A 17,939-nucleotide genomic window follows, 5' to 3' on the forward strand; every position below is an offset into this window, starting at 1 on the left:
CGGGGGACGGATCACGACGATCCCGGTCCGGTCTGCGAAGCGGGCAACCGAGCCCGGCCGGGCTCGATAGGGTCGGAGGAGAACCGTCGTCTGCGGAAGGATCGATCCCGTGACCTCTGAACTGCCACGCGACACCGACGACCGCACCGGTCTGATGGACACGCCGCCGGAGGAACGGTTCGACCGCATCACGCGACTGGCACAGGACCTCTTCCAGGTCGACTTCGCGCTGGTGAACATCGTCGGAGACGACACGGTCTACACGAAGTCGCAGCCGCCCGGACCGGCCATCGGTCATTCCGCCCCCGAGGACGTGTTCTGCGCCGAGACGATCCGGCAGAACGGCGTCCTGGAGATCCGCGACGCTGCGGCGGACGACCGGTACCGGGACCGCAAGGCCGTGACCGACTACGGCATGCGGTTCTACGCCGGTGTGCCGCTGCGCACCGACGACGGCCAGGCCGTGGCGACCCTCTGCCTGCTCGACGACACCCCGCGCACCCTCGACGGCGACCAGCGCGCCGCCCTGCAGCGCTTCGGGGCGTGGGCGCAGGCGGAGCTGCGGCAAAGCGAGCCCGGTCCCGACGAGGCCGCCCCGGCGACGTCGCCGGAGACGCACCAAGAAGACCTCGGCAGCGAGGTGCACCTGGCCTCCCTCGCCATCCCGCACGGCGCGGTGAGCGGGGACCGCAGCGGCTGGATGCAGGTGGGCGGCCGCGTCGTGGTCACCCTCGCCGACGTCATGGGCAAGGGCGAGATCGCCGGTGGATTCGCCGACGAGCTGCTCCGGGCGATGCAGGAGCGACGCGACATGGACCCGGTCGGGGCGCTGACCTCCGTCGAGAGCCAAGCCGGTGCGGACCGACGGTTCCGCGACACCTTCGCCACCATCTTCCACGCCGTCATCGACACGCGCGCCGGCCGGCTGGACTACGTCGACGCGGGCCACGGGCTCTCGCTCGTCCTGCACCCGGACGGGAGCGACGAGCGCCTGAGCTCGCGCAACCTCCCGCTGGGCCTGCGTCCCGCCGACATGCCGTGGGAGGCCGGCTCGTCGGCCGTGAGCCGCGGCGACCTCATCGTCTCGGTCTCGGACGGGGCGCTCGACGCATACGATTCGACCCTCGAGAGCCTCCGCCTCATCGGCGAGGACCTGCGTCGCGCCGCCCGCGCCGACCGCTTCTTCGAGGAGCTCGCGGTGCGGGTGTCCACGCACGCCGTCGACGACGACGTCACCGCCGTGGTGGTGGCGATCCACTGACCCCGGGATGCCACCGGCGCCGAGGCCCGGTGGCATCCCTTCTCCGCCCGCTCAGCGCGGGATGACGGAGAACAGGACCTTCTTGCGCACCATCAGCAGGATGATCGCGATGACCGCCGTGTGGATGAGCGTGCCCTGCCAGAGGCTGGCGCGGTCGAGTCCGGGGATGTTCGAGACCGCCAGCACGAAGAACACGTGCACGATGAACACGTACAGGCTCGCCTGGCCGAGGGGGATCCACAGCCAGCCCATGCTCTTCTCGAGCGGTTTCCACGCCACCGTCAGCACCGCGTAGCTGCAGACGAGGACCAGGGGCAGGTCGACGAGCCGGCCCCAGTCGAGGAAGATGCGCTGGTAGCCGGAGTCGTACAGGCCCGCGTAGAGGTCGGCCGGGAACGGGGTCGGGGTGAACCCGTACGTCTCGCCCGCCCACAGGTAGACGAGGAACCCCGCGTATCCGACGACGAAGACACCGGTGACGATCTTGCCGGGCAGCGTCGTCAGCGCGCGGATGATCTGCCGGCGGTAGTAGCCGATGACGAGACCGTGGGTGAACAGCACCTGCCAGATGAACAGCGGGAAGACCGCCTCGAACTGCGACGGCAGACGCGGGTACTCCGAGACGAAGACGTGCAGCAGGTACAGCGCCCAGCTCCCGGCGAGCACCACCCACCAGAGTCGGCGCCGGATGAGCCACATGAGCGCCGGGTACGCCAGGCTGAGGACGACGAACAGCCCCATGATGTTGAACGGCCACGGGCCCATCTCGAGCAGCAGCAGCTGCCGGACGGCGTACCAGGGCGGCGGGTAGTCCAGCAGGCGCTCGCCGTTGGGGTACAGGTCGTACACGCGGCCGGAGTCGCCCGTGCCGCCCTCGCCGGTGCCGCGGTCGGTGAACGTCGTGATGCTCGTCGCGTCGATGAAGGGGACGAAGCCGAGGGCGAAGATCAGCAGCACGACGGCCAGTGCCACGATGTACTGCTTGCGGGCGCGGGCCCACGCCCCGACCGCCGCGGCCCACTCGCCGCCCCGCTTGATCGCCGCGGGGAAGACCATGCCGAGCACGATGCCGCTCAGCAGGACGAACAGCTCGGCGCCGGTGATGGCCCCCACGGCTTTCAGCGCGGCGTAGGCGTACGGGCTCGTGACCTCGATGTGCGTGACCACGACGACGACGATGATGAACCCGCGGATCATGTCGATGCGCAGGTCGCGGCTCGCGGACGTGTCGTCGTACCGCCACTTCGGGAACAGCCGTCCCACGATCCCGGAGGCGAGGAAGGCCACGGCGAGCACGGCCGCGCTGCCGGTGATCCAGTTCATCTCGTCGTTGGCGGGGGCGGCGTCCTCGCGCACCTGCACGGTGGTCGCGGAGCCCTCCTGCGGGGTGATCACCTCGGTCAGGGGACCCCAGCGGATGAGACCGGATGCCACCAGGTCCGAGCGCAGCGCGGCGGCCAGCTCGCCGTCGGCCGTGGCGCGCCAGTCGACCTCGCGGTCACCGGCCTCGGCCTCGGGCCGGACGGTCTCGAGCCACGTGACGGTGTCGATGCGCGGGTGGGCGGGCAGCTCCGCCAGGACCTGCCGCCACCACCCCTGCTTGACGGCCAGCTCGGTGTCGCCCTCGCGGGCGAAGTCGTACAGGGCGCCGGTGTCGAGGACCATCGGCAGGCCCTCGTCCACCGCGAAGCGGTCGTAGAACGACTCCTGCGGGGTCGTCGTGTAGCCCCACCGCTCGTCCAGCCGCCCGGCGACCTCCCCCTCGGCGGGGGCGGTGTTGGTCTCCAGCGGCACGTCGCGTCCGGCGGCCGCGGCGGCCTCGCCCTTGCCGAAGTAGTACATCGTCAGACCGACGTGGTCCACGGCATCCCGATCCGGGAAATAGGGGCCGTAGGGGTCGTCCGCCTCGGTGAGCAGACCGTCGCCGTCGGTGTCGAGGACGCGCAGGTCCCGTGCCGACAGCGCGTCGAGCCGTCCGTCGGCGCGCTCGAAGGGGTATCCCGCGCCGTACGACGGCGCCCACACCGTCTCGGCGTCGGAGGATCCGGCGTGGACGGCGTCGGCAACCTGCTCGAAGGCGCGGACGTAGGCGGTCGGCTGCTGACCCCAGCTCTGCCAGGACCCGTTCATCTCGGGCGCGAAGCGCACCAGCTGCCGCGTGCCGTACTGCGTCGCGTAGTCCTCCAGCTGCGTGTTGAGGGCGGCGGCATCCGTCCCGCTCAGGCGCGACAGGTCCACCGTGGGCTCGAGCGTGAGCATGAGGGCGGCGCCCTGTCCCGCCACCTGGAAGGCGGCGCGCTGCCACTCGGCGCGCGCCCGGTCGTCGAGGGGGTAGGGGATGCGGACGGCGTAGACCGCGGGGGTCTCGCCGAGGCGGTCGCGGTAGCCGTCGGGGCCGTCGTCGCCCCAGTTCAGCTCGGGTCCGTAGCGCACGTCGCCCGTCGCCGCGGTCGTCCGGTCGTCCGTGGCCGCGGTCGCCGGTCCCGCACCGAGCAGAGCCGCGGCTCCGACGAGCGCCAGTGCCGCAGCGAGTCGTCTCACCGTGTGTCTCACGCGCGCTCGCTCTCCAACCGCCAGACGTTGCGGTCGCCGACCCGCTGATAGCGCAGGCGGTCGACCCCGGCGCGGGCGAGAGCCAGTCCACGGCCGCTCTCCTGGTCGACGTCCGCCATCGTCGGGGCGCTCAGGTCGACGTCCACCGGGTCGGCGTCGTCGGACACGGTGGCCGAGACGGTGCGGGCGTCGGCCGTGAGCTCCACGGTGAACCGGCCCGGCCCCCGGTGCGCGGGCGCGTGCTCGACGACGTTCCCCGCGATCTCGATCACGGCCGTGTCGAAGCCGAACCGGACGCGGGGCTCGACATCGCCGACGTCGAGCCACCACGCCGAGAGCGCGTCCAGGACGAGCTCGATGCTCTCGACCTCGACGGCGAGATCGAGAGAGCGCCGAACGGGGATCTCAGTCACGCAGGGCCTCGTCGACGGTGGCGCGCGGGCGGAGGACGCGGTCCAGGTTGGTCAGGCCGAGAACCATCGTGACCTGTTCGGTCGGGGCGGCCAGCCGCAGGTCGCCACCGGACTGGCGGGCGGTCTTCAGGCACGCGACGAGCGCGCCGAGGCCGGACGAGTCGATGAACTCGGTGGCCGAGAGGTCGACGACGACGACCGAGCCGCCGGTGCGCGCGATCTCGTCGGTGACCGTCTCGCGGAACGAGCGCGCGGAGACCATGGTGAGACGGCCGCGCGGAGCGACGACGGTCGCGCCGTCACGGGAGTCGATGTCGACCTGGAGCATGTCAGAAACCCTTCGGTTCGTGGTCGGAGGCGGAGTACAGCACCGCGCGGATGATGATGCTGAAGACGGCGAGGTCGTAGAGGACCCAGGCGATGTTGACGAACGGGGCGATGCCGTCAGCCTGACCCGCGATGAAGCGGATCGCCACGATGACGAGCGACGCCACGAGCGCGGCCATGACGAAGAGCTGGGGTCTCACGAGGTCCCAGCGCGGGCGGTTCTCGAGGGAGCGCGTCTTCGGGGTGACGGAGAAGGCGAGCGAGCGTCCGCGGTAGACGTTGTCGAACGCGCTGGTGACGGCGCGGATCCACACCGGGAAGAGCGCGAGGGAGTACTGCGCGCCCCGCCAGGTGGGGCGGCCGTTCGCCACGACGATGAAGAGCAGCTGGTTGACGAGGAAGAACGGGATGAACCGGGCGAAGAAGTCGAGGCTGAAGGCCTGGACCGGCATGACCCCGAACGACAGGTTCAGGATGGGGGCGGCGACGTAGACGACGGCGGCGAAGCCGGCCAGGTAGCTCCACATCGTGCCGAAGTACATGATCCGCTGTCCCCAGCCGAGGCTCTTCTGCAGCAGCGGGTTCTCGCGGAACATGACCTGCATGGTGCCCTGCGCCCAGCGCAGCCGCTGCGTGAGCATCGTGGGCAGGTCCTCGGGGGCCAGCCCCTTCGCGAGAACCTCGTCGTGGTACACCGACCGCCAGCCGAGACCGTGCAGGCGCATGGAGGTGGCCATGTCCTCGGTCACCGAGATGGTCGCCAGCGGCATGACGGCCTGCGCCTCCTCCTCGCGCCCGACGTCGAACGAGTCCACGAGCATGCTGACCGACTCGACCGCCGCCAGCGGCGACAGGTGCCGGTCGCCCAGGGCGTCGAGGGTCGTCTCGTCGATGGCGGCGAGCGAGGCGGGGTCGCCGGTGATCTCCGCCAGGGCGGCGAGCTCGGCCCGCACGTCGGCGATGTCCTGATCGCTCAGCTCGCGGCGCACGGCCTGGATCCGCTGCTGGAAGGAGTAGGTGAGGTCGGCGAGGGCGTCGCCGCGGGCGATGCCGGTGCGCAGGTCGTCCAGCGCGGTCGAGACGGCGTCCAGCGCCGCAGCCACCCGCGGGTCGGAGCCGAAGTCCCGCCGGGCGCGGGCGAGCACGCGGCGCGAGGAGCGGACGCCCCGGTTCACCGCGAGCGTCACCTCGCCGACGTAGCGGGAGACACCGAGCTGCATGAGCGCCTCGCGACGCAGGATGGCGTTGGAGCCGCAGAAGAACGCGGCGTTCCAGCCGTCCTTGGACTGCTGGATGGGGCCGTAGAACAGCGGCGCCTGGCTGCCGAGCGGGTCGCTCGGGGGCACGTTGACGAACCACTGCGGCGTCTGCACCAGGGCGACCTTCTCGTCCTCGAACCAGCCCAGCGTGCGGTCGAGGATGTCGGGGGAGGGTATCTGGTCGGCGTCGAGGATGAGCAGGAACTCGCCCTCGGTGACCATGAGCGCGTTGTTGAGGTTGCCCGCCTTGGCGTGCCGCGGGCGGTCCCGCCAGGCCTCGGACCGCGTCACGACGCCGATGCCCTCCGCCTCGGCGAGGGCGCGCAGCTCGGGCCGGTCGCCGTCGTCGAGGATCCAGGTCTCATGCGGATACCGGATGGCCTTGGCGGCGCGCGCGGTGTCCATGACGAGGTCGAGGGGCTCGTTGTACGTGGTGACGAGGACGTCCACGGTGGCCTGCCGGCGCATCGTGGGGGCATCGTGCCGCTCGCGCAGGCGCCAGGCGCCGATGGCGAACAGCAGCGAGTCGATGAAGCTGTAGGTCTCGGCGAGCACGAGGGGGACCGCGATCCACCACGACTCCCAGTTCACCGAGGCGAGCCAGCGCCAGACGATGTAGTTCAGCCCGGCAAGGACGGCGACCAGGGCGACGATGCGGACGAGGGCGAGTCGACGGACGATCGACGTCTCGCGACGTCGGGCCTCCCGCCGCTTCTCGTCGCGGCGGATCGTTGTCTCGACGACCATGCGCCCTCCTCTTCCACCCCTCATCCTCATAGAAATCTCGCAGCTCTGACAATTAAGCAACGGCGTTGCGAGAAATGGATGCCACCGGCTCGGGGGGCGATGTCGGAGGCCGATCGTATCTTCGACCACAGGGATTGAGAGTGTAGAACACATGTTCTAACCTGTGGGAGTGAGGGCGATCGTGCGAGACCAGGTGCAGGCCGTGCCCGACGTCCACGCGCTGCGGGCGCGGCTCGAGCATATGCAGGGCCGCCGGATGGACGCCCCCGTGCTGCCCACCCACCCCGCGTTCACCGCCCTGCTGCCCGGCGGCGGTCTGCGGTCGGGATCGGCCTACGCCGTCGCGCGGTCGATGTCGCTGCTGCTCGCGCTCATGGCCCGTCCCTCGCAGGACGGCGCCTGGTGCGGGGTCATCGGCATGCCCGAGCTCGGCGCCGAGGCGGCGGAGAAGTACGGTCTCGACCTCGACCGCCTCGTGTTCATCCCCGATCCCGGTCCGCGGTGGCTCGCGGTCACGGCGACGATCGCGGAGGTGCTGCCCGTGGTCGCGGTACGGCCGCCCGCGGGATCGACCGCGGGGCGCGGCGGGGCCGAGACCGCGCGGCTGGCCGCCCGGATGCGCGACCGCGGCACCGTGCTGCTGGTGCAGGGGGCCTGGCCGCAGGCGGAGGCGGTGATCGACGTCGCGGATCCGCGCTGGTCGGGGCTCGGTCAGGGACACGGATACCTGGCGGGGCGCGAGCTGACGGTGTCGGTCAGCAGCCGGCGGTCGCCGAACGCGCGCCGGGCGCGCATGCTGCTGCCGGCGGCCGACGGCACGATCGAGCTGCTCGGCGCCCCGACCGAGCGTCTCGTGCCGCGCCACCGCGACGAGGTGGCGGACTACCGCACCCGGGCGGTGGGGTGATGCAGGCGCCCGCGCGCAGCCTCGTGCTGTGGTTCCCCGACTGGCCGGTCACCGCCCTGCGCCGGGAGGCGACCACGCCGCCCCGCGCGGACGCGGCCATCGCGGTCTTCGAGAAGAACATCGTCACCGCCTGCTCGGCGGCGGCCCGGGCGCAGGGCGTCCGGCGCGGCCAGCGGCGTCGCGACGCCCAGGCGCTGTGCCCCGCGCTGACCGTCGTCGCGGCCGACCCCGTGCGCGACGCGCGGGCGTTCGCGCCGCTCGTCGCGCGCATCGAGGAGCACGCGCCGGGCGTGCAGATCGTCCGCCCGGGGCTCTGCGCGCTGCGGGCGCGGGGTCCGGCGCGGTACTACGGCGGTGAGGAGGAGGCCGCCCGGACGCTCCTCCGGCTGCTGGCGGCCGACGACGTCCTCGACGTCCGCGCGAGCGTCGCGGACGGCATCTTCACGGCCGACCAGGCCGCCCGCACCGCCCCCGACGCCGCGACCGTCCGCATCGTGCCGCCGGGGGAGGCCGGGTCCTTCCTCGCCCCGCTCTCGGTGGCCGCACTCGACGACGACGAGCTCGCGGGGCTGCTGTCGCGTCTGGGCGTCCACACCCTCGGCGACTTCGCCGCCATGCCGGTCAGCCGCGTGCGGGAACGGTTCGGCGAGCGGGGGACGCGGCTGCACGCGCTGGCGGCCGGGTGGGACTCGCAGCCCGTCGTCCCGCGGACGCCCCCTCCCGAGCTGCACCGCACGGTGGCGTTCGAGCCGCCGCTCGACCTCGCCGACCAGATCGCGTTCGGGATGCGCGTCGCGGCGGAGGAGTTCGTCGCCCAGCTGGGGGCGCACAACCTCGTCTGCACCGAGCTGCGGGTCGTCCTGACGGGGGAGCGGGCCGAGCGCAGCGAGCGCGTCTGGCTGCATCCGGGCTCGTTCGACGCGGCAGCGGTGGTCGACCGCGTGCGCTGGCAGCTCGCCGAGGACGGCCAGGGCATCTTCGGCAGCGGGGTCGCGAGCGTCCACATCGAGCCCGAGGCCGTCGACGACGCCGCCCACCACGCCAAGGGGCTGTTCGGCGCCGGTTCCGACGAACGCGTCCATCACGCCCTCTCCCGCGTGCAGGCGATGCTCGGCCACCGCGGCGTCGTCACGCCCGTCATCGGGGGCGGGCGATGGCTCGCTGAGCGGCAGGTCCTCGTCCCCTGGGGGGATCGCGCCGTCACCGCGAAGGACCGCTCGCGGCCGTGGCCGGGCAGTCTCCCCGACCCGCTGCCGGCCACAGTGTACCCCGAGCCGCGGCTGATCGAGGTGACCGACATCGCGGGGGCCACGGTGACGGTCGGGGAGCGCGACGTGCTGAGCGCGCCGCCGGCGGTGCTGGTGACCGGCGGGCAGCGGCGGCGTATCCGGGAGTGGGCGGGTCCCTGGCCCATCAGCGAGCGGGGATGGGACCCGCTGCGGCGGCGGCGGGCGCACCGGTTCCAGGTCGTCGACGACGACGGCGGCGCGTGGCTGCTCGTCGCCGAAGAAGGGGAGTGGCGGGCGGAGGGTCGATATGACTGAGGCATCCGTCCTCCGGACGGCGGCGCGCTGATGGGGTGGCACAACCCGCCGGTCAAGTGGTCCGAGCTCGAGCGTGCGCTCAGCGACGCGCAGCGTCCGACGGGAACGCCCTCCGGCGGCGACGGCGGAGACAGTCCCGCATGGTCGCACAAGCGCGGTCCCTACGTGCCGCCGCGCATCCAGCGCCCGGCCGACACGGTGCCCTACGCCGAGCTCCACGCGCACTCGTCGTACTCGTTCCTCGACGGGGCGTCCTCGCCCGAGGACCTCGTCGAGGAGGCGGAGCGCCTCGGACTGCACGCCCTCGCCCTCACCGACCACGACGGGTTCTACGGCATCGTCCGTTTCGCCGAGGCGGCCGAGGCCCGCAGCGTCCGCACCGTCTTCGGTGCGGAGCTGTCCCTCGGCCTGCCCGGACCGCAGAACGGCGAGGCCGATCCGGCCGGATCCCACCTGCTCGTGCTCGCCCGGGGCGAGGAGGGCTACCACCGTCTCGCCGCGGCGATCACCCACGCGCAGCTGACCGGCGCCGAGAAGGGGCGGCCCGTCTACGACCTCGCCGACCTCGCCGAACGCTCCGGAGGTCCCGGCGACCCGCACTGGGCCGTGCTCACCGGATGCCGCAAGGGCACCGTGCGTCAGGCGCTCGCCGCCGAGGGGCCGGCGGGGGCGGCTCGGGCACTCGACGAGCTCGTCGCCCTCTTCGGGCGCGACGCCGTCGACGTCGAGCTGATCGACCACGGCAATCCTCTGGACTCCCGGCACAACGACGTGCTCGCCGCCCTCGCGGCCGAGCGCGGACTGCCCGTCCTCGCCAGCAACAACGTCCACTACGCGGCACCGCAGAAGCAGATGCTCGCGGCCGCCGTCGCGGCTGTACGAGCGAACCGCGGCCTCGACGAGCTCGACGGGTGGCTCCCCGCCCATGCCGGCGCCCATCTGCGCTCGGGAGCCGAGATGACGGCGCGGTTCGCGCGCTACCCGGGCGCGGTCGCGCGCACCGTGACGCTCGCCGACGAGCTGGCCTTCCCGCTGCGCCGTGCGAAGCCGGCGCTGCCGCGCCAGACCGTCCCCGACGGCCACACCCCCATGTCGTACCTGCGGCAGCTGGTGTGGGATGCCGTCCCCCGCAAGTACCCGAACCTGTCCGATGACGACCGCGACCGCATCGAACGCGAGCTCGCCGTCATCGAGATGAAGGACTTCCCGGGCTACTTCCTCATCGTCTACGGCATCGTGGCCGAGGCCCGACGCCGCGGCATCCTGTGCCAGGGGCGGGGCTCGGCGGCGAACAGCGCCGTCTGCTACCTCCTGGACATCACGGCGGTGGACTCGATCTTCTACCAGCTGCCGTTCGAGCGGTTCCTGTCGAGCCTGCGCGACGAGGAGCCCGACATCGATGTCGACTTCGACTCGGACCGGCGCGAGGAGATCATCCAGTGGGTGTACGCCACCTACGGGCGCGACCGCGCCGCCCAGGTCGCCAACGTCATCCAGTACCGGCCCAAGAACGCCGTGCGCGACATGGCGCGGGCCCTCGGGCACTCGCCCGGTCAGCAGGACGCCTGGTCCAAGCAGGTCGAGCGCTGGGGCGCGACCCTCGAGACGGGGGCCGACCACGACATCCCCGACGAGGTCATCGAGTTCGCGGCCGAGCTGCTGAAGGCGCCCCGACACCTCGGCATCCATTCGGGAGGGATGGTGCTCACCGATCGCCCGGTCGGGGAGGTCGTGCCGATCGAGCACGCCCGCATGGAGGACCGCACGGTCATCCAGTGGGACAAGGACGACGCGGCCTGGATGGGCCTGGTCAAGTTCGACCTGCTGGGCCTGGGCATGCTGGCGGCCCTCCAGTACTGCTTCGACCTGATCCGGGATGCCACCGGCGAGACGTGGGAGCTGTCGACCCTGCCCAAGGAGGAGAAGGCCGTCTACGACATGCTCTGCCGGGCCGACTCGATCGGGGTGTTCCAGGTGGAGTCCCGGGCGCAGATGGGTCTGCTGCCCCGCCTGCAGCCGCGGCGGTTCTACGACCTCGTCGTGCAGATCGCCCTCATCCGGCCCGGGCCGATCCAGGGCGGCGCGGTCCACCCGTTCGTGCGGCGGAAGCTGGGCCAGGAGCCCATCACGTACGTGCACGAACGCCTGCGCCCGGTGCTCGAGCGCACGATGGGCGTCCCGGTGTTCCAGGAGCAGCTCATGCAGATGGCCGTCGCCGTCGGCAACTGCTCCGCCGAGGATGCCGACCTGCTGCGCCGGGCGATGGGGTCCAAGCGCGGACTCGAACGCATCGAGCAGCTGCGCGAGAAGCTGTACGCCGGCATGGCCGACAACGGGCTCGTCGGCACGGTCGCCGACGATCTGTACGCCAAGATCCAGGCGTTCGCGAACTTCGGCTTCGCGGAGTCGCACTCGCTGTCGTTCGCGCTGCTGGTCTACGCCAGCTCGTGGATCAAGCTGCACTATCCCGCGGCCTTCCTCGCGGGGCTGCTGCGCGCCCAGCCGATGGGCTTCTACTCGCCCGCCACCCTGACCGCGGACGCGCGCCGTCACGGGGTGCAGGTGCGCCGTCCGGACCTGCTGCGCTCGGGGGTGCAGGCCGGTCTCGAGCCCGTCGCCGACGACGGGCCCCGCGCGGCGAGCGGACTCGACGCGTGCGCCGCGGCGCATCAGCCGCCGACGGGGGAGTTCGACCCGACGGCGCCCGACGACACCGACGCCCACCGTCGCGACGGCTCCTTCGCCGTGCGTCTGGGGCTGGCCGAGGTCACCGGTATCGGGACCAAGGTCGCCGAGCGCATCGTCGCCGAGCGCGAGAGCAACGGCCCCTACCGCGACATGCGCGACCTCGTGCGGCGCACCGGGCTCGTCGCCGCGCAGCTGGAGGCCCTCGCCACCGCCGGGGCGTTCGACAGCCTCGGCCACACCCGCCGCGAGGCGATCTGGCTCGCGGGGTCGGCGGCGCAGGACCGCCCGGAGTTCCTGCCCGACTCGCTGGTGGCGGTGCAGCCGCCGCTGTTCACCGACCCGTCCAGCTACGAGGTGCTCGCCTCCGACCTGTGGGCGACGGGGCTGTCCACCGACGACCACCCGATGACGCACTTCCGCGCCGCGCTCGACGCGCGCGGTGTCATCACGTCCCGCGAGCTGCGCACGCACGAGACCGATCGTCGCGTCGAGGTCGCGGGGCTGGTCACCCATCGGCAGCGTCCCGCCACGGCATCCGGGATCACCTTCCTCAACCTCGAGGACGAGCACGGCTTGATGAACATCATCTGCTCGGTCGGCGTCTGGAACAGGTACCGGCGCGTCGCCCGGGAGTCCCCGGCGCTCATCGTGCGCGGGATGCTGGAACGCTCCGTCGAGGGCGTCACCAACCTCGTCGCCGACGGCTTCACGGATCTGCGGGTCGGGGTCGCGCACGTCTCGCGGGACTTCCGGTGACGGGTGAAAGCCCGCCCGGCTCCGGGCCGTGCATGGGCGCCCTCACTAGACTCGGGGCTCCGAGACCCGGTTCCGAGGGAGCGACATGACCGACACGCCCAACCCGCCCGAGGGCTGGTATCCCGACCCCGCCGGCAGCGGCGACCTGCGCCGCTGGGACGGGGCGAGCTGGACCGACGAGCTGCGTCCGCCCGCTCACGCTCCCGCGCCCGACGCCGCGGACAGCGCCGCGGACGCCGGGACCGCACCGTCGGCGGAGGAGCCGGCGGTCGTCTTCGGCGATGCCGCGCCGGCGCACCCCGCGTCCGTCCACGAGACCTCGTCCGACGCCGCGCCCGTGCACCCCGCGCCCGTCGACGCCGCCGCGCCGACCACCGACGCCCGTCGCGATGCGGCCGACGTCCGTCACGAGGGCGGCGACGCCGCTCCGCACGAGGGCGGCGACGCGGCGGACGGCCGTCACGACGGTGCCGAGGACGCCGACGCCCGCCGTGACCGCACCGCCGCCTGGGACGCGGAGGCCGCCGACCGCGACCGTCCCGCCCCGCCGGCACCCCTGACTCCGCCCGCGTACTCCAGCGGCGCGCCCGTCCCGCCGCCGTACTCCAGCGGCGCCCCCGTCCCGCCGCCCGGCGGCTCCGCCCCGGCGAGCGGGTACGGCTCCGCTCCGGCAAGCGGGTACGGCAGCTCTCCGACCACCCCGTACGCCGCCGCCGCTCCCGCATACGGCGCCGCGGCCGGGTACGGTGCGGCCGCCGGATACTCCGCCTCCCCGACCGGAGGGGCATCGACCCCCGCGCGGGCCGGCGACCCCACCACCGTCTGGATCTGGCTGCTGGCCGTGCTGCCCCTGGTCAGCACCCTGTCGCTGTTCCTCTTCGACTGGACGGGCGCCATCGAGGCGTCCGTGTACAGCTCGATCTACGGTTCGTCGAGCGCCGGATCGCTCGCCTTCCTCGGGACCATCTCCGGCTTCACGCTGCTCGCGCTGCTGCTGAACGCCGCGGTCGTCGTGTTCTCGTTCCTCGACTGGCGCACCCTGCGCGCGCGGGGCGTCGACCGTCCGTTCCACTGGGCGTGGAGCTTCCTCATCCTGGCGATCAGCACGAACGCGGTGTACCTCATCGGCCGCAGCGTCGTCGTCCGCCGGCAGACGGGCAAGGGGCTCACCCCCCTGTGGGTGTGGATCGCCTCGACGGCCCTCGCGTTCATCATCGGCACGGTGTTCGTCCTGTGGCTGCTCGACCGGACGTTCGTCATCATGCAGCAGGCGGGCATCGGCGCGTACTGAGCCCCCGGCGAACGGCCCCGGCGCTTCGGCGACCGGGGCCGTCCGCATCCCGGGACACCGCGTCGCGCGAGCGGAGCGAGAGGCGGGGAGCAGGATGCCGCGGCGTTCTCCGTCGTCGCGGCCGGGCGCACTGCCGAGGAGTCAGCCGCGGGCCGCGGCGATGGCGTCCCAGAGCGCGTCGGCCGTCTCGTCCTTCGACCCGGCCGCCCGGCTGACGACGTCCCCGGCCCCGGTGACGACGACCACGGCGTTCTCCTGCGACTCGAAGCCCTGCGTCCACCCCACCGCGTTGGCGGCGAGCAGATCCACGCCTTTGCGTGCGGCTTTGGCACGCGCGCGCTCCAGGAGCTCCGCCTCGTCGGCGACGGTCTCGGCCGCGAACGCGACGATCGTCTGGCCGGGCCGGCGGCGGCTCGCCAGACCCGCGACGATGTCGGGGTTCTCCACGAGCTCCAGCGTCAGCGTGTCGCCGCCGGTGCGGTCCTTGCTGAGCTTGCGCTCGGACACCGCGGCGACGGAGTAGTCCGCCACGGCCGCGGCCATGACGACGACATCGGCGTCGGGGGAGGCGGCATCCATCGCCCTCTGCATCTCCGCGGCCGTACCGACGCGGACGACCTCGACCCGAGGATCGGGGACGACGTCGGCCTCGAGGTGCGCGGCCACGAGGGTCACGCGCGCACCGCGCGCGACGGCGGCGCGGGCGAGGGCCACTCCCTGGCGTCCGCTCGAGCGGTTGCCGAGGAAGCGCACGGGGTCGATCGGCTCGCGCGTGCCGCCGGCGCTGACGACGACCGACAGGCCGTCCAGATCGTGGGGACGCTCGACGAGCGCGAGCGCTGCGGCGACGATGTCCTCCGGCTCCGACATCCGCCCGGGTCCCGAGTCGCCTCCGGTGAGCACGCCGTCGGCGGGACCGACGACGTGGACGCCGCGTTCGCGCAGCACCCGCATGTTGTGCGTCGTCGCGGGGTGCCGCCACATCTCGGTGTGCATGGCCGGAGCCACGACGACGGGGGCGGTGGTCGCCAGCAGCGTCGTGCCGAGGAGGTCGGAGGCCAGTCCGGCGGTCATCGCGGCGAGGGTGTTCGCGGTGGCCGGGGCGACGATCACGAGCTCGGCGGACTGGCCGAGCGCGACGTGCCGCACCTTGGCGACGTCGTCGTGCACCGATGTCGTGACGGGGTTGCGGCTGAGCGCCTCCCACGTCGGCAGGCCGACGAAGCGCAGCGCGTCGTCGGTGGGGATGACGTGCACGTCGTGCCCCGCCTTCACGAGCAGCCGCACGAGGCTGACGGTCTTGTAGGCGGCGATTCCCCCGGTGACCCCGACGACGACGAACATCGTCCCAGTCTTCCAGGTCCGCGCATCCCTCTCCTCACGGTGAACGCTCTCTCGCGGGGGAAGCGCCGCGTCGCGGCGTTTCCCCCGGCGCGGAGCGTTTCCTGCCCCGACCTCGGGAGACGGGCCCGCCGGGATCCGGACGAGCCGGCGCCCGGTCGGCGGACGGGTCCGGTCGGCGGACGAGCCCGGCGGACGGGCCCGGGAGCTCGGCGCGCGGGTAGCGTGGATGCCGTGTGCACCGTCGTCATCGACGTCCCGGTCGACCCGCGCGACCCCGTCCGTCTGCTCGCCGTCCGCGACGAGGAACGCGACCGTCCCTGGCGCGGTCTCGGCCCGTGGTGGCCCGAGCACGGGGACGTCCTCGGCGTCCGCGACGACCGCGCCGGCGGCGCCTGGCTCGCCGTGGATCTCGCGGCGGGGCGTCTCGCCGTGCTGCTGAACCGCGAAGACCTCTCGGACCGCCGCGACGACGAGGTCGTCAGCCGGGGCGGCATCCCTCTGTCCGCCGTGTCCGGGGGGCTCCCCGCCACCCCGCCCACCCGCGGGTTCAATCTCGTCGAGGTGGATGCCGCCGGCGCGCACCTCGTGGAATGGGACGGCGTCGTGTCGCGTCGCAGCCGTCTGCAGCCGGGCACGCACATGGTCGCCCACCATGCGGTCGACGACCCGGGGACGCCGCGCATCGCCCGCTGGCTGCCGGAGTTCCGCGCCGCCGGACTCGCGGACGGGGCCGCCTGGTTCACACCGTGGCTGGACGTGGTCGCGGCCGGGACCGCGGACCCGTCGTCGTCCGTGCTGCGTCGCGACGCCCACGACCAGCACGTCCTCGAGTCCCTCCTCGTGTGCACGGCCAGCATCGGACCCGACGGCATCGAGGTGCGCGAGGCCGCGCTGTCCGAGCCGGGGGAGTGGGACGGCGGCATCCAGGACCGCCTGCTCGCGCGCTCGTGGGGGCGCAGTAGGCTGGAGGACGTCCGCCTCCGTAGCTCAGGGGATAGAGCGCCGCACTCCTAACGCGGGCGTCGCAGGTTCGAATCCTGTCGGGGGCACCACCGGCCGCCTCCCCCGTTGGGGAGCGTCCACCCTCAACCGCCGCCGAGACAGCCTTCCGCGGAGATGCGCACCGACGTGCGATCGGTCCGCCCGTCCGCGGCGTCGCTGACGCTCAACGGCGACGGGAGGCGCTGACGGCGGTTCACCGGCACGGCGACGACGGTCTCCCCGTCCGGCTGGACGACGGGATTCGGGATGCCGCGGACTCCCGGCACCCGCACCCGCACGGGCACGTCGTCGTGGTTGCGCACCTGCACGCGCACGACGCTCGCCCGCGGTGAGCACACGTCGCGCGACACCGCGTCCACGGCGAGCGGGACGGGGACCGACTCCGCGGCCACGCGGTTCAGCGCCGCGGCCGTCCGGGCGTCGAGGCCGAGCTCGGACGCGGCGCTGCCGGGGCCGACGGGCAGCAGCTGGGGATTGCGGTGCGTCAGCGTCGCCGTCAGGACGGCGGCGGCGAGGTAGCTCCCGGCTGCTGCGGCGTGGCGATCGTCCTGCGCGCTCCACAGCCGTGCCGTGCCGGGGGCGACGCCGTCCGCCGGGGTGCCGTCGGCGGCGCCCTCCTCCACCGCGCGGACGAAGGCGGCCCCCACGGGAGCGGTGCGCGTCCACCCCGTGGTGAGCGCCTCGTCCGCGTAGGCGGCGTCGAGGTCGTCCTGCATCGCCCGGAGGGCCGACGGACCCTCCCCGTACCCCTGCAGGCGGACGCTCGTCGGCGACGCCCACGTCTCGAACAGCACCGTCCGGGTGGCCGACGAGGCGGCGCGGACCCGGTCGTGCATCGTCCGGGCCGCGGCGTGGAACGACGCGCTCGACCCGCCGTGCGCGGCAGGGAGCGCGGACAGGCTGAACTCCTGGGCGACGACGGCGTCCCAGGGCTCGTCGAAGACGTGCGGCCGGTTCTCCAGGTGCCACTGGAGCGACTGCCCGCCGACGGCTTCGAGGCTGATGTCCAGCGGCACGCCGAGATCGGCGGACAGCCGCGACACGATGCCCGGCACCCCGCCGGTGCCGCTGTCGTTCAGATCGTCGACGGTGCCGCTGCCGTACGACACGGTCGGCTCCTCGAACCCCTGCGTGAAGCTGTTGCCGACGAACAGCACGCGGTCGCCGGCCCGGACGACGGGCGCGAGCTGGGCGGAATCCTGGATGCCGGGGGCTCCCGGTCCCGCGGCGTCCTGCGGGCGCGGGTCGAAGGTCGAGACGCCGAGCCGGGCCCCGTCGGAACCGGTCGCCGCCGTCGCCGGCGTCGCCGTCAGCACCGAGGCGACCACCGCCGCCAGCACCGCGAGGGCGCGGCGACGGGCGGATGCGGTGGGCACGTGGTCCTCGGGGTCGGGGACGCCGGGGCGTCCGGGCGGGCTTGCTCCCAGCATCCGGCACGGAGGTGAACAAACGGCGCGCGACGAGCCGGGAAGACCCGGACACGACGATGCCCCGGCACGCGGCCGGGGCATCGTGGGGACCGCGCGGCGGTCAGGCCTGCTCGGTGACGGCGAACTGCACGCCGCCCTGCCCGTCGAGCTGCGCGTCGAGGACGCGGTCGTCGAGGACCTCGGCGGCATCCGTGTCCAGGAACACGCGGGCGCCCTGGTTCTCCACGACGGCGTCGGCGGGCTCCGGCTCGGCCACGACGGACAGCCGGAACTGCGAGTCGGGGGAGCCCGCTCCCTCGATGCGGACGCCGCCCTGGGCGGCATCCGGGAACTGGGCGGTGATCGTCTTGACGGCGCTGGTGGCCTCTTCCGTGAGTGTCAGCATGGCGACTCTCCTTCTGTGTCGACGTCAGGAGC

Annotated in this window: 13 protein-coding genes and 1 tRNA gene; 7 read left to right on the forward strand and 7 right to left on the reverse strand. The window is 73.2% G+C overall.

Annotation, left to right across the window (positions count from 1 at the left end; translation table 11 throughout):
• Window positions 1-109: 109 nt before the first annotated feature.
• Entirely contained in the window at window positions 110-1,261 is a 1,152-nt protein-coding gene (locus tag MRBLMI1_RS00780) for a GAF domain-containing SpoIIE family protein phosphatase (RefSeq protein ID WP_367726237.1), read from the forward strand.
• A gap of 51 nt (window positions 1,262-1,312) precedes the next feature.
• Here the strand turns inward: MRBLMI1_RS00780 and opgC are convergent, their stop codons facing one another.
• Genes opgC through MRBLMI1_RS00800 form a run of 4 tightly spaced genes read right to left on the reverse strand, consistent with a single transcriptional unit; the run spans window position 1,313 to window position 6,560 of the window.
• Window positions 1,313-3,802, reverse strand: a complete 2,490-nt coding sequence (opgC, locus tag MRBLMI1_RS00785) for an OpgC domain-containing protein (RefSeq protein ID WP_367726239.1) — start codon at window positions 3,800-3,802, stop codon at window positions 1,313-1,315.
• Between the two features lie 8 nt (window positions 3,803-3,810).
• On the reverse strand, window positions 3,811-4,227 hold the full coding sequence (locus tag MRBLMI1_RS00790; protein ID WP_367726240.1) for an ATP-binding protein: 417 nt from the start codon (window positions 4,225-4,227) through the stop codon (window positions 3,811-3,813).
• Complete coding sequence (locus tag MRBLMI1_RS00795) at window positions 4,220-4,555, reverse strand: STAS domain-containing protein (RefSeq protein WP_367726242.1); 336 nt, start codon at window positions 4,553-4,555, stop codon at window positions 4,220-4,222. The genes MRBLMI1_RS00790 and MRBLMI1_RS00795 overlap by 8 nt, the downstream gene beginning before the upstream one ends.
• A 1-nt stretch (window position 4,556) precedes the next feature.
• Window positions 4,557-6,560 (reverse strand): glycosyltransferase family 2 protein, encoded by a 2,004-nt coding sequence (locus MRBLMI1_RS00800; RefSeq protein WP_367726243.1) that lies wholly within the window; start codon window positions 6,558-6,560, stop codon window positions 4,557-4,559.
• Between the two features lie 181 nt (window positions 6,561-6,741).
• Here MRBLMI1_RS00800 and MRBLMI1_RS00805 point away from each other — a divergent pair, with 181 nt between their 5' ends.
• The 4 genes from MRBLMI1_RS00805 (at window position 6,742) to MRBLMI1_RS00820 (ending at window position 13,746) form a co-directional block, all read left to right on the forward strand.
• Window positions 6,742-7,467, forward strand: coding sequence for a hypothetical protein (locus MRBLMI1_RS00805; protein WP_387053796.1), 726 nt, complete (start codon window positions 6,742-6,744; stop codon window positions 7,465-7,467).
• The gene (locus tag MRBLMI1_RS00810; protein ID WP_367726244.1) at window positions 7,467-9,011 is read left to right on the forward strand and encodes a DNA polymerase Y family protein; all 1,545 of its coding nucleotides are present in this window, start codon (window positions 7,467-7,469) and stop codon (window positions 9,009-9,011) included. The genes MRBLMI1_RS00805 and MRBLMI1_RS00810 overlap by 1 nt, the downstream gene beginning before the upstream one ends.
• A 30-nt stretch (window positions 9,012-9,041) precedes the next feature.
• The gene (locus MRBLMI1_RS00815) at window positions 9,042-12,455 is read left to right on the forward strand and encodes an error-prone DNA polymerase (protein WP_367726246.1); all 3,414 of its coding nucleotides are present in this window, start codon (window positions 9,042-9,044) and stop codon (window positions 12,453-12,455) included.
• An 85-nt stretch (window positions 12,456-12,540) separates the two neighbouring features.
• A complete protein-coding gene (locus MRBLMI1_RS00820) occupies window positions 12,541-13,746 on the forward strand; it encodes a DUF2510 domain-containing protein (RefSeq protein ID WP_367726248.1) in 1,206 nt (401 codons plus the stop codon).
• Window positions 13,747-13,887: 141 nt separating this feature from the next.
• On the opposite strand, the gene coaBC is transcribed toward MRBLMI1_RS00820, so the two are convergent.
• Entirely contained in the window at window positions 13,888-15,090 is a 1,203-nt protein-coding gene (coaBC, locus tag MRBLMI1_RS00825) for a bifunctional phosphopantothenoylcysteine decarboxylase/phosphopantothenate--cysteine ligase CoaBC (protein WP_367726250.1), read from the reverse strand.
• A 231-nt stretch (window positions 15,091-15,321) separates the two neighbouring features.
• On the opposite strand from coaBC, the gene MRBLMI1_RS00830 reads away from it, so the two are divergent.
• On the forward strand, window positions 15,322-16,104 hold the full coding sequence (locus MRBLMI1_RS00830) for an NRDE family protein (protein ID WP_367727526.1): 783 nt from the start codon (window positions 15,322-15,324) through the stop codon (window positions 16,102-16,104).
• Window positions 16,067-16,142 (forward strand) — tRNA-Arg (locus MRBLMI1_RS00835). Before MRBLMI1_RS00830 ends, MRBLMI1_RS00835 begins: the two co-directional genes overlap by 38 nt.
• Window positions 16,143-16,175: 33 nt before the next feature.
• On the opposite strand, the gene MRBLMI1_RS00840 is transcribed toward MRBLMI1_RS00835, so the two are convergent.
• Window positions 16,176-17,468, reverse strand: coding sequence for a hypothetical protein (locus MRBLMI1_RS00840; RefSeq protein ID WP_367726251.1), 1,293 nt, complete (start codon window positions 17,466-17,468; stop codon window positions 16,176-16,178).
• 154 nt (window positions 17,469-17,622) lie between these two features.
• Window positions 17,623-17,907: a Fe-S cluster assembly protein HesB gene (locus MRBLMI1_RS00845; RefSeq protein ID WP_367726252.1), complete on the reverse strand. Its 285-nt coding sequence runs from the start codon at window positions 17,905-17,907 to the stop codon at window positions 17,623-17,625.
• Window positions 17,908-17,939: the final 32 nt, after the last annotated feature.

This window comes from Microbacterium sp. LMI1-1-1.1 (assembly GCF_040815675.1).
Taxonomy (GTDB): domain Bacteria; phylum Actinomycetota; class Actinomycetes; order Actinomycetales; family Microbacteriaceae; genus Microbacterium.